At 68.5% G+C, this 11568-nt stretch carries 10 protein-coding genes; 7 read left to right on the forward strand and 3 right to left on the reverse strand.

What is annotated here, in order from left to right; genetic code table 11:
- Positions 1 to 21: 21 nt before the first annotated feature.
- Positions 22 to 2397, forward strand: a complete 2376-nt coding sequence (locus G401_RS45385) for a transglycosylase domain-containing protein (protein WP_051366579.1) — start codon at positions 22 to 24, stop codon at positions 2395 to 2397.
- A 74-nt stretch (positions 2398 to 2471) separates the two neighbouring features.
- Here G401_RS45385 and G401_RS45390 read toward each other — a convergent pair whose 3' ends face one another.
- Both G401_RS45390 and G401_RS0113165 read right to left on the reverse strand, forming a co-directional pair.
- A complete protein-coding gene (locus G401_RS45390) occupies positions 2472 to 4388 on the reverse strand; it encodes a hypothetical protein (RefSeq protein ID WP_157545671.1) in 1917 nt (638 codons plus the stop codon).
- A 39-nt stretch (positions 4389 to 4427) separates the two neighbouring features.
- On the reverse strand, positions 4428 to 5204 hold the full coding sequence (locus G401_RS0113165; protein ID WP_027342869.1) for a deoxyribonuclease IV: 777 nt from the start codon (positions 5202 to 5204) through the stop codon (positions 4428 to 4430).
- Between the two features lie 161 nt (positions 5205 to 5365).
- On the opposite strand from G401_RS0113165, the gene G401_RS0113170 reads away from it, so the two are divergent.
- From G401_RS0113170 to rplI, 5 genes are all read left to right on the forward strand, one after another.
- Positions 5366 to 6130 (forward strand): hypothetical protein, encoded by a 765-nt coding sequence (locus tag G401_RS0113170; protein WP_027342870.1) that lies wholly within the window; start codon positions 5366 to 5368, stop codon positions 6128 to 6130.
- Positions 6131 to 6475: 345 nt separating this feature from the next.
- Positions 6476 to 6766: a 30S ribosomal protein S6 gene (rpsF, locus tag G401_RS0113175; protein WP_027342871.1), complete on the forward strand. Its 291-nt coding sequence runs from the start codon at positions 6476 to 6478 to the stop codon at positions 6764 to 6766.
- A gap of 113 nt (positions 6767 to 6879) precedes the next feature.
- The gene (locus tag G401_RS0113180; protein ID WP_027342872.1) at positions 6880 to 7404 is read left to right on the forward strand and encodes a single-stranded DNA-binding protein; all 525 of its coding nucleotides are present in this window, start codon (positions 6880 to 6882) and stop codon (positions 7402 to 7404) included.
- A gap of 21 nt (positions 7405 to 7425) precedes the next feature.
- Entirely contained in the window at positions 7426 to 7665 is a 240-nt protein-coding gene (gene rpsR / locus G401_RS0113185; RefSeq protein ID WP_027342873.1) for a 30S ribosomal protein S18, read from the forward strand.
- 14 nt (positions 7666 to 7679) lie between these two features.
- Positions 7680 to 8129, forward strand: coding sequence for a 50S ribosomal protein L9 (rplI, locus tag G401_RS0113190; RefSeq protein ID WP_027342874.1), 450 nt, complete (start codon positions 7680 to 7682; stop codon positions 8127 to 8129).
- A gap of 64 nt (positions 8130 to 8193) precedes the next feature.
- On the opposite strand, the gene G401_RS45395 is transcribed toward rplI, so the two are convergent.
- The gene (locus G401_RS45395; RefSeq protein WP_051366581.1) at positions 8194 to 9678 is read right to left on the reverse strand and encodes a vWA domain-containing protein; all 1485 of its coding nucleotides are present in this window, start codon (positions 9676 to 9678) and stop codon (positions 8194 to 8196) included.
- 476 nt (positions 9679 to 10154) lie between these two features.
- Here G401_RS45395 and dnaB point away from each other — a divergent pair, with 476 nt between their 5' ends.
- Positions 10155 to 11564 (forward strand): replicative DNA helicase, encoded by a 1410-nt coding sequence (dnaB, locus tag G401_RS0113200; protein ID WP_027342875.1) that lies wholly within the window; start codon positions 10155 to 10157, stop codon positions 11562 to 11564.
- Positions 11565 to 11568 lie beyond the last annotated feature (4 nt).

The raw sequence follows: 11568 nt of genomic DNA on the forward strand, positions 1-11568 counted from the left end.
TGAGCGCCTACCTTGGTGGGCATGAGTTCGTACGGTGACTATCCCCCCGGGCCGCCCCCGGTCGCGGTCAACGACGGCGCATACCCCTACGCCGCCGGTCCCGAGGTGGCGCAGCCCGGGGTGACGGGGCGTGCCCGCGTCCCCGAGGCGCCGCGCGTACCGGCGGATTTCGAAGACCTCCCGCCGTGGCAGGGGCCGCCCCCACCGCCCCAGCCGGCCGCCGAACCGCCCGAGCGGCCCACCCGCCGCGGTCGGCTGCGGCGGTTGAAGGAAGCCCGGCGGCGTAAGAAGCTGCTGGTGGCGTTCGCGGCCTTCATCATGCTGTTCGGCACCACGGCCATCGCCTTCACCTGGTTCGTCGACAGCGTCGACGAGATCCGCCCGGAGAACCTGCAGGCGGCCCAGCCGACGAAGATCATGGCCGACGACGGCAAGACCCAGATCGCCCAGATCGGTACGGAGAACCGGGAAGACATCCCGATGAGCATCCTCCCCGATCCGGTCAAGAACGCGCTGATCGCCGGCGAGGACAAGGACTTCTACAACCACCACGGCGTCTCGTTCAGCGGCATCATCCGGGCCGCCTGGAACAACGTCACCGGTGGCGACACTCAGGGCGCGTCGACGGTCACCCAGCAGTACGTGAAGATCGCGACCAAGGACATGGAGATGTCGGTCGGCCGCAAACTCCGTGAGGCCGTCCTCGCCCGCAAACTCGAGGACAAGTACAACAAGCAGCAGATCCTCGGGTTCTACCTGAACAACGTCTACTTCGGCCGGGGTGCCATCGGCGTACAGGTGGCGGCGCGTACCTACTTCAACAAGAACGCCAAGGACCTGACTGTCGCCGAGGCGGCCGTCCTCGGCGCCGTCGTACGCCAGCCCGAGCCGACGACCTCCTTCAAGGGCTACGACCCGGCGGTCAATCCCGACGCGGCGAAGGGCCGCTGGGGCTACGTGCTCGACAACATGGTCGACGCGAAGTGGCTCAGCGACGGCGATCGCGGCAAGCAGCAGTACCCCGCCATCCAGCCCGTACGCAAGGACGCCGGCAACGCCCAGTGGGGCATCAAGGGTGTCGGCCCGAGCGGTCTGACCTCCGGTAACGTCGTGAACCAGGTGGTCGACGAGTTGGAGGGGAAGCCGTACAACATCGGCGACCTGAAGACCGGCGGCTACCGGATCACCACCACGATCGACGCCAAGACCCAGCTGGCGGCGGAGCAGGCGGCCCGCCGGGGCGCCACCGGCTCGCTGCTCAACGGGACGAAGACGAACGTGATGGCCGCGATCGTCGCGATAGACCCGAAGACCGGCCGCGTCCTGGCGTACTACGGCGGCGACGACGGCACGGGACACGACTACGCGGGCCTGAACATGGAGAACGGACAGCTGACCGGCGGGCATCCGGCCGGATCCTCGTTCAAGATCTACACGTTGGCCGCCGCGCTCAAGGAGGGCTACTCCCTCCAGTCGCACTTCGACCCGGCGGAGTTCACCGACGGGCAGTTCCGGATCCAGAACGCCGGCCGTGACGTCGACTCCTCCTGCGGCAACTACTGCACGCTGGAGTGGGCCACCGTGCACTCCTACAACGTGCCGTTCTACAAGCTGGGCAAGCTGATCGGGGTCGACAAGATCACCTCTATGGCGGCCGCGGCGGGCATCAGGACCATGTGGAACACCGGTGACGGCAAGCCGTACGACATCGCGAGCCCGGACTTCCACGAAACCGAGAACTCGCCGTTCTACTACCACGCGGCGTTCGGCCAGTACCCGATCACGGTCCTGGACCACGCGAGCGGTGTGGCGACCTTCGCCGACCGCGGCATCTACAACAAGCCGCACTTCGTCTTCAAGGTCGAGCAGCACATCCCCGGCACCGACAAGTACCAGGCGGTCGGCGGCGAGAAGCTCGGCGGCAAGCAGCAGATCGACCGCGACATCGCCGACGACGTGAACGCGGTGCTGCAGGAGATCCCGAAGTCCAACGGGCACACCCTTGGCAGCAGCCGGCCGGTCACCGGCAAGACCGGCACCTGGCAGTGCCAGAACACCTCGCACAACTGCCACGCCTGGTTCGTCGGCGCCACCAAGCAGATCGCCGCCGCGGTCTGGGTCGGCAACGTCGGCAAGGAGCAGCCGGTCTACGAGAAGAGCGGCAAGGACATCAGCGGCGCCGGCCTCCCGGGCAACATCTGGGAGAAGTTCATGAACGCCGCGAGCAAGGGCATGGACGAGATCAGCTTCCCGCCCAAGGCCAACGTGGGCGATCCCAGCAAGTCCGAGCCCGGCCTCCAGGGGCCCAAGCAGAACTGCTGGTTCATCATCTTCTGCCCCGGCAACGGAGACGGGAACGGCAACGGCGGCGGCGGTCGCGGGCGGGGCCGCGGCTGATCGCGTACGCGCGAACGCAAAGGGCCGCACACCATTCGGTGTGCGGCCCTTTCGCTGCCTCGTGCCGGGAATCGCTAGGGGTTCAGGTAGAACACGATCTCGTCGCCGTGATCCTCGCGCTTGATGCCGAGCCCGTCGCCGGTCGCGTTGAGCGCGCTGTCGGGCGCCGCGCCGGTGCTCGGGTTCCGCAGCACGATCACTTCCTGTACGCCCAGGTTGCGCAGGTAGTCGACGCTGGGCTGGTCCGGGAAGGTCTTCACGATCTCGCGGGTCTGCTCCAGCGACTGCGGCGTGAAACCGCTGCCCCCGTTGACGATCTTCTCGAAGCGGTCGGTCGACCAGAGCATGATGTTCTCGTCGTTGAGCTGGTCGCTCGGCAGGATCAAGGCCGGGCCGCGCATCGTCGCCATCGCGGCCGGCTGCGTGCGGACCGTCGGGAAGTCCATCTGCTGCCGGCCTTCGAGCAGGACGAGGACCAGCGGGATGAGCATCGCCGCCACGATCACCGGGTGCGGTTTGCGGTGGGTGTCCCGCTCGCTGGCGATCTCCGCGGCCCGGTCCCCGAACGCGGTCACGGCTCCGGCTCCCAGGATCGCCAGCAGCAGCGTCGTCCAGACGACGAGGCGGCCGGGCGTACGGATGGCGTTCCAGCCAGGCAGGTTGTCGTAGAGGACCTGGTAGACCTTGCCGTCGAGGAAACGCGTACCCATCGCGAGGGTGACGCTGACGACCACGCCCAGGAACAGCAGTACGCGCTGCCACCACTTCCACGACGAGTAGATGAGCCCCGCGACCGCCAGACCGTACGCGGTGAAGCCGACGAGCAGCGTCATCTCGCCGCCGCCCCAGCTGTTGAGCGAGTCGCGGGCGACCTGATGGGCGTCGCCCCACAGCCAGTCCTTGCCGGGAGCGGTGAAGAAGCCGAGGATCGGCGGCGAGTAGAGGCCGACCTCGGCGAAGCTGCGCTCGGCGTACGGGTGGTCCTTGACGACCTGGAAGTACGGGATCGCCATCAGTACGCCGACCGCGGCGAACACCAGGCCGCCGACGAGGTCGAAGCTGAGCAGCTTCCAGCCGAACGGCTTCGGTTCGGACCAGAAGAAGAACCGGCCGAGCAGCCAGGCGATCACTCCGGTGACCGCGACGATCCCGATGACGTACGCGAACGGCAGCCCGATGCCGAAGCCGAGGCTGATCTGCCAGGCGGCGACGAGCCAGCCGGCCAGGACCCAGCCGGGTTTGCGCAGTTCGGGGCGGTAGCCGCGGCGCAACGAGTAGCCGTGGCCCCGGGCCAGCATCGCGAGGCTGAGCGCGATGCCACCGGTCGACAGCACGTGCATGTGACCGGCCTGATCCCAGCGCCACGGCGCGTACGCGCAGATTGCGCCGGCCACCACCGCACCGGGGATCCGCGAGCCGAGCTGGCGGGCCAGGGCGTAGACGCCGAAGAAGGCGAGGGCGAAGACCAGGACGAACATGATGTTGTAGCGCAGCAGGGCGGCGACCGGACCGGTGCCGATCATCCCGGCCGGGAAGTAGCCGAGCAGCGTGTCGGAGAACGCGAAGCTGTTGTCCTCCGGGAAGAAGGTGTTGGAATCCCAGACGCCCAGCGGGTTGTGCAGCATCGCGTGGCCGGACCACGCCATCTGCCAGGCCTGGAGCGTGGGATCCCAGACGTCGTTGGGGATGGTGTAGAGCGGGTAGCGCATGGTCGGCCAGGTCATCACCACCGACAGTGCGACGGCGAAGACCGCCGCCCACGTCCATTCGTGGCGCAGCCCCCGGCCGAAGGCGGATCCGATCCGCCGGCCGCGGCCCGGCGCTGGCTCGGCCGCCGGCGCGAAACTGTCGAACTCCGGCGGTTTGCGCTCGACCTTCATCTGGCCGGGCGGCTCCTCGGCGGGCGGCGGGGCGGCCGCGGCCGGTGGGGCTGCCTGCTCCGGCGCCGGCTCCTCGCCCGGCCGGGGCTCGGGCGGGGTGTCACGCGTCATCGTGGGCTCCGTCATGCTCGTGCACCGCTCCTCGTCCGCCTAGCTCGCCAACTCTGCCCGCAGGTAGGCGATGTCGGCACCTTGGCCGTCCTGGCCGCCAGGAGTCTCGACGACCGCCGGCGCCCCGCTCGCGCGGATCGCCGCCACCACCAGCTTCGGATCGATCATTCCGGATTGAAGATTATCGTGCCGGTCGCGGCCGGAGTCGAATTCGTCGCGTGAACCGTTGGCGTGAATCAGGTCGATGCGGCCGGTGATCGCCATCACCCGGTCCACCACTCCGACCAGATCCTCCCCGCCCGCGTGCGCGTGGCAGGTGTCCAGGCAGAATCCCACGCCGAACTCCCCCACCGCGTCCCACAGCCGGGCCAGCGCCTCGAAACTGCGGGCACAGGCCAGATCCCCGCTCGCGGTGTTCTCGATCAGGACGGGGACGGCGAACCCGCCCTGCTCCTGCGCGTACGCGAAGGTCTTGCGCCAGTTGTCGAAGCCGGTCGCGAGGTCGTCACCCTTCTGCATGTGTCCACCATGGACGATGATCCCGGACGCGCCGACCTCGGCCGCGCCGGCCGCGTGCGCGAGCAGCAGTTTGCGGCTCGGGATGCGGATGCGGTTGTTCGTGGTGGCGACGTTGATCCGGTACGGCGCGTGGATGAAGACCTCGGTCGGCGCGGCCTTGATCGCGGCGGCGTCGGCGCGCGGTTCAGGGTTCTCCCAGCCTTGCGGGTCGGTGAGGAAGAACTGCACCACGTCGGCCGAGCGGGTCGCCGCCTCGGCCAACGGATCGGCGGAATCGACGTGGGCTCCGATACGCATGCGGCAGAGCCTAGTACCCCGCCCCGACACGAAATGCCCGCGTCACCGGCTTTACCAGTGGTCGTTGGTCTCTCCGTACCCACGTATTCGCACTGATCGGGGCGCTGTCCCGGTCCGCCCGTCGCACCCCGCGGGGGCACAAACGTTTGGGGAGTGAATCGATGCGATCCGCACGACGTCTGGCCGCCGGCATCGGCCTCGGGCTGCTGCTGGGCCTGCCTCTGCTCGCGGCGCCGGCACTGGCCGCCGGCGACGAGGGGCAGACCCAGGTGGAGTTCAACGGCGGCGGCCTCGGCCTGCTGCTGTGCGGTTCCCGGCCGAACACCTCGGCGGTGACCATCAAGTCGGAGAGCAAGGTCGTCTTCGTCAACAACCTCGGCCAGGGCGCGACCCTGCAGATCGACGGCGAGAACGGCGGCCCCATCACCGACGGCCAGGCGGTCGAGGTGCAGTTCCACCGCGGCCCGGTCGCGGTCGCGATGGTCCCCGACTGCCTGCTCGACCTGGGCGGCAACGGATCGTACGAACCCGTCACGGTGAATGTGACGTCGGCCTCGCCGTCCGGCGGAAAGACGGCCAGCTCACCGCATACGGTGAAGCCGCGTACCTCGCCGAAGCCCAGGTCGTCGGCGTCCGCCGCGGCCGCCGCGGCGACCCCGTCCGCCGAGGCCTCGCTGGACGCGCCGCTCCTGCCGCTCGACCCGAGCGACGGCACCACCGACCCGTCCGGGGACTTCGGTGCGACCGATCCGGCCGTCGCGCCCGACGGCACTCCGGTGACCTCGCTGACGGCGGGCGACACGCCGACGGATAAGGGACCAATCGGACTTCTGGCAATTATTGCTACAGTATGCGTCGTAGGCGTTTCAGTCGGCGCGATCCGGGTGATCGTCAGCCAGCGGGCAACTCGGGCGGAGTTCGCCTAGTACCCGAAAACGCCGCGTAGAATGTAGTACATAACAGGCTCCGCGAGGCGCCTCTCATCCAACCTCGTCGGTGTGGTCGTTCCTCCCCAGGTCCCACCCAGCAGAACTGGATGAGAGCGCCTCGCGGCTTTTTGCGCCCCGCCCGTGGGTCCGCCTGCGCCGCCCGCGGGTCCGCGGCCGGCGTGGGCGGCGTCACCAGCCCGAAGTCGCGGGTCGCCCCCGAGTAGATCAAGTCCTCCCTGTAAGATTGCCCGGTTCGTCTTCCGCTCCCTGCGGAAGACGGCGACGCACGACCTCCTGCCGCGGAAGGACCGCGGCCGTCAGCCCAGAGGAGGTGAGCACGTCTTGCGTCATTACGAGATCATGGTGATCCTCGATGCTTCGCTCGAGGAGCGCACCGTCGCCCCGTCGCTCGACACGTATCTGAACGTGATCCGGACGTCGGGTGGTTCGGTGGAGAAGCTCGACGTCTGGGGCCGCCGGCGCCTGTCGTTCGAGATCAACAAGAAGGCCGAGGGCATCTACGCCGTCATCGACCTGCAGGCGGAGCCTGCGGCCGTGGCCGAGCTGGACCGTCAGCTGCGACTCAACGAGTCCGTGCTGCGTACCAAGGTCATCCGCCCGGAAGTTCGCTGACAGCGATTTCCGGGGACACCCAGAACCGCTAGCCAGCGACTGTCGTAGGCCCGTGAGAGCCTGTCGACAGAACGCAGATGCCCAAGGTAGTAGCCAGGCCAAGGAGTCGAGTCATGGCTGGAGAAACCATCATCACCGTCATCGGCAATCTGACCGATGATCCCGAATTGCGCTTCACCCCGTCGGGTGCCGCCGTCGCCAAGTTCCGCATCGCTTCCACGCCGCGGACCCTGGACCGGGACTCCGGCCAGTGGAAGGACGGCGAGCCGCTCTTCCTGCAGTGTTCGGTGTGGCGGCAGGTGGCGGAGAACGTCGCCGAGTCGCTGCAGCGAGGCGCCCGCGTGATCGTGTCCGGCCGGCTTCGCCAGCGGTCGTACGAGACCCGCGAGGGCGAGAAGCGTACCGTCTTCGAGCTCGAGGTCGACGAGATCGGCCCTTCGCTGAAGTACGCGACGGCGAAGGTGCAGAAGATGTCGCGCTCCGGCGGAGGCGGCGGTGGTGGCGGCTTCGGCGGCGGCTCCGGCTCCGGCGGCGGCAACAGCGGGGGCGGCGGCGGTTTCGCCGACGACCCGTGGGCTACCGCGGCACCGGCCGGCGGCGGTTCGGGTGGCAACTTCGACGACGAGCCACCGTTCTAAAGATCACTGGAGCACTGAGCAATGGCTAAGGCTGCCGCGCTTCGCAAGCCGAAGAAGAAGGTGAACCCGCTCGAGAAGGAGGGGGTCACCTACATCGACTACAAGGACACCGCGCTGCTGCGCAAGTTCATCTCGGACCGCGGAAAGATCCGCGCGCGCCGAGTGACGGGTGTGACCACCCAGCAGCAGCGCCAGATCGCTCGTGCGGTCAAGAACGCCCGTGAGATGGCGCTCCTGCCGTACACGAGCACCGGGCGCTGAGGGGAGGCACCATTATGAAGATCATCCTGACTCATGAGGTGACCGGCCTCGGTACCCCGGGCGACATCGTGGAGGTCAAGGACGGCTACGGCCGTAACTACCTGCTGCCGCAGGGCTTCGCGATCGCCTGGACCAAGGGTGCGGAGAAGCAGGTCGTGCTGATCAAGCGGGCGCGTGACGCCCGTGAGATCCGCGACCTCGGCCACGCCAACGAGGTCAAGGCCCAGCTCGAGGGGCTCAACGTCCGGCTCGGCGCGCGCGCCGGCGACGGCGGCCGCCTCTTCGGCTCGGTCACGCCGGTCGAGGTCGTCGCCGCGGTGAAGGCCGCCGGCGGTCCGAACCTCGACCGCCGCCGGGTCGAACTGCCCGGGCACATCAAGTCCCTCGGCGCATACCAGGTGCACGTCAAGCTGCACCCCGAGGTGACGGCCAAGTTCTCCGTGAACGTGGTCGCCGCCAAGTAGGCGTACGGACTCGAACGGGGGCCGGTGCGGTTGCACCGGCCCCCGTTTCCATTCCCGACGAAGGTCAGCTGCCGTTCCGGGCGGCCAGCCGCATACCGTCGACGAGCTCGTCCACCTGGCGGTCGTTGAGCTCGTCCGCGACGCCACCGGCGATCTCCTGCAGCCGCGCGAGGGCGATCTCGTTGCCGTAGGGGCTGCGGCGCAACAGCTCCGCGAAGTACCCCGCGGCGTACGCGAGCCGGAGATGCGGATCCGCCGCCGCGAAGGAACCCGACAGTTGCCGGGCGAGCACGGTGGACCCCTGCTCGGCGGCCTCGTGCGTCTTCGGATCCTGCCAACGCACCTGGACGCGGGCGATCGTGTCCCCCGCCGCCACGCCGTCCGCCAGCCGCACGACGTACAGCGCGGTCACGGAATGGCCGGGGCCGACCTCGCCGCCGTCGACCGTGTCGTTGCGGAAGTCGGAGGCGGCCAGTTTCCGGTCCTCGTACCCGACGAGGCGGTACGACTCGACCGCCGAGGTGAAGGTGACCTGGGCCTTGGCGTCCATCGCGCGTACCGAGACGTTGGCGGGCAGCCGGTGGACGAAGACGTCACGGGCCTGCGCCCGGTTGCCGACGTAGACCACGAAACCGTCGCCCTTGTCGGCCAGCCGTTCCATGAGGCTGTCGCCGTAGTCCGAGCCCACTCCGACGCCGAGCAGCGTGATCTCCTTGTCGGCCTCGGCGCGTACCTTGCGCAGGATCGGGTCGGCCTCCGTGTCGCCGACGTTGGCGAGCCCGTCGGACAGGACGATCACCCGGTTGGACGCCTGCGGGCGGAACCCGTCCCGGGCTACTTCATACCCCGTCGTCAGGCCTGATTCGAGGTTGGTGCTGCCGCCGGCGTGCAGTGAGTCGATCCCCTTGTCCAGGTCCTCCAGCCGGCTCACCGGCGTCATGTTCAGGCGTACGGTCGCCCGGTCGTTGAAGGTCACCAGCGCCACGGAGTCGGTGGGGCGCAGCTGGCGGGCCAGGTAGTGCAGGGCGTCCTGGACGAGGTCGAGCTTGCCGGTCTCCGACATCGAACCCGAGACGTCGATGACGAACGTGAGCGCCACGTCCGGCCGGGTGCCGCCGGTGTCCGCCCGCGTCTGCAGGCCGACCCGCATCAGGCGTACGCGGTCCACCTCGTCCTCGTGGTGCGCCGAAGGCATGGCGGAACCGTCGACGTTGACGGTGAACCCGTCGCCGGCCGGCTGCGGGTAGTCCATGTCGAAGGCGTTGACGAACTCCTCCGGCCGGGGGTTCGACGCGTCCGGCCAGCGCCCGTCCTTGAGCTGCTGCAACGCGTACGTGTAAGAGGCGGTGTCCACGTCGAGGGCGAAGGTGGACGGGCGGTCGGCGGACGTCTGCGGACTGATCTCGCCGCCGCCGCGGTTGTCGCCGCCTTGCGCGGGCTTGTTGACACCGTTGCTCGAGCCGCTGTCCGACGACGAGCAGCCGGCCAGCGCGAGCCCGGCGAGGGCGACACCGGCCAGGAAGACGGTCGCACCCCGGGTGAATCTCATGGCCTACTCCATCCCGTGAAGGTCATCGTGAGTCTGAGGTCATCGTGAGTCGAGGAAACTGCCGGATTCGACGGCTGGAGTTCCCGCACGCTCCGTTCGTGTCCGTAGCGCAATGTGAACGCAATCGCCGTGACCGTATCGATCTCGGGCTGTGACCAGCGGCGGGGAACGTCCGGAAGGCCCGCGGCGTCCACAGCGGATTCGACACGCCGGGCCAAGTTTTTGCCACACACACCCTGTGATTTCCATTTTCGCAGTTCAGGGGCACAATGTGGATAGCCGGTCGGCAGTTATCCACAAGCTGTGCACAGGGTTACCCACAGGTCCAGCCCAGTTGTCCACAGGTTGTCCAGAGCTCTGTCCACCGGGGTGTTTGTCTTTGCGGCACGGGGTTCGTAACGTCAAGTCTTCTGTGCCTGAGAATCAGGGCGGCCGGCCCATACCGAGTCGCGATGCGAGTGGCGGGGTGGGGTGCTATGTCCATCGATGAGGTACGCGACCAGGCGAAGTTCCCCGTGTCCGGTGCGCCGGCGCAGGCGGAGCGCGGTACGCCCGCGTACGAGCGCACGCCCCCGCAGGACGTGGCGGCCGAGCAGAGCGTGATCGGCGGCATGCTGCTGAGCAAGGACGCCATCGCCGACGTGGTGGAGATCCTGCGCTCGTCCGACTTCTACCGCCCGGCCCACGCGACGATCTTCGACGCCGTCGTCGACCTGTTCGGCCGGGGCGAGCCCGCCGACGCGGTGACGGTGGCGGCCGCGCTGGACAGCCGCGGCGACCTCAGCCGGATCGGTGGCGCGCCCTACCTGCACACGCTGCTCAACTCGGTACCGACGGCGGCCAACGCGGCGTACTACGCCCGGATCGTCAACGAGCGTGCCATCCTGCGCCGGCTCGTCGAGGCCGGCACCAAGATCGTCCAGCTGGGCTACGGCTCGGCCGCCGGCGCCGGCCGCGACGTCGACGACGTGGTGGACCTCGCCCAGCAGGCCATCTACGACGTGACCGAACGCCGGGTGAGCGAGGACTTCGCCGTCCTCGCCGACCTGCTGCAGCCCACCCTCGACGAGATCGAGGCGGTCGGCGCGCAGGGCGGCGTCATGTCCGGCGTCCCCACGGGCTTCTCCGACCTGGACCGCCTGCTCAACGGGTTGCATCCAGGACAGCTGATCATCGTGGCCGGCCGGCCCGGTCTCGGCAAGTCGACGGCCGGCATGGACTTCGCCCGCAGCGCCGCCATCCGGCACAACCTGGCCAGCGCCATCTTCTCCTTGGAAATGTCCAAGGTCGAGATCGTGACCCGTCTGCTGAGCGCCGAGGCGCGCGTACCCATGCACGTCCTGCGGTCCGGCCAGCTCTCGGACGACGACTGGACCAAGCTCGCGCGGCGGATGGGCGAGATCAGCGAGGCGCCGATCTTCGTCGACGACACGCCCAACATGAACCTCATGGAGATCCGGGCGAAGGCCCGCCGCCTCAAGCAGCGGCACGATCTCAAGCTGATCGTGGTCGACTATCTCCAGCTCATGACCTCGCCGAAGCGTACCGAGAGCCGCCAGCAGGAGGTCGCCGACCTGTCTCGTGGCCTGAAGCTGCTGGCCAAGGAGGTCGAGTGCCCGGTGATCGCGGTCAGTCAGCTGAACCGTGGTCCCGAGCAGCGTACGGACAAGCGACCGCAGCTGTCCGACCTGCGTGAGTCCGGCTCGATCGAGCAGGACGCCGACGTCGTCATCCTCCTGCACCGCGACGACTACTACGACAAGGAATCGCCGCGGGCGGGCGAGGCGGACTTCATCGTCGCCAAGCACCGAAACGGCCCGACCGACACCGTCACCGTCGCGGCTCAGCTGCACCTCTCGCGCTTCGTCGACATGGCCATGAACTGAGGTC

Origin of the sequence: Hamadaea tsunoensis DSM 44101 (assembly GCF_000428945.1) — a bacterium.
Lineage (GTDB): Bacteria > Actinomycetota > Actinomycetes > Mycobacteriales > Micromonosporaceae > Hamadaea > Hamadaea tsunoensis.

Bases quoted from the DNA above. Each gene is read 5' to 3' on its own strand.
- G401_RS45385 (WP_051366579.1), top strand. From the start codon at position 22: ATGAGTTCGTACGGTGACTATCCCCCCGGGCCGCCCCCGGTCGCGGTC.
- G401_RS45390 (WP_157545671.1), bottom strand. From the start codon at position 4,388: ATGACGCGTGACACCCCGCCCGAGCCCCGGCCGGGCGAGGAGCCGGCG.
- G401_RS0113165 (WP_027342869.1), bottom strand. From the start codon at position 5,204: ATGCGTATCGGAGCCCACGTCGATTCCGCCGATCCGTTGGCCGAGGCG.
- G401_RS0113170 (WP_027342870.1), top strand. From the start codon at position 5,366: ATGCGATCCGCACGACGTCTGGCCGCCGGCATCGGCCTCGGGCTGCTG.
- G401_RS0113180 (WP_027342872.1), top strand. From the start codon at position 6,880: ATGGCTGGAGAAACCATCATCACCGTCATCGGCAATCTGACCGATGAT.
- rpsR (WP_027342873.1), top strand. From the start codon at position 7,426: ATGGCTAAGGCTGCCGCGCTTCGCAAGCCGAAGAAGAAGGTGAACCCG.
- rplI (WP_027342874.1), top strand. From the start codon at position 7,680: ATGAAGATCATCCTGACTCATGAGGTGACCGGCCTCGGTACCCCGGGC.
- G401_RS45395 (WP_051366581.1), bottom strand. From the start codon at position 9,678: ATGAGATTCACCCGGGGTGCGACCGTCTTCCTGGCCGGTGTCGCCCTC.
- dnaB (WP_027342875.1), top strand. From the start codon at position 10,155: ATGTCCATCGATGAGGTACGCGACCAGGCGAAGTTCCCCGTGTCCGGT.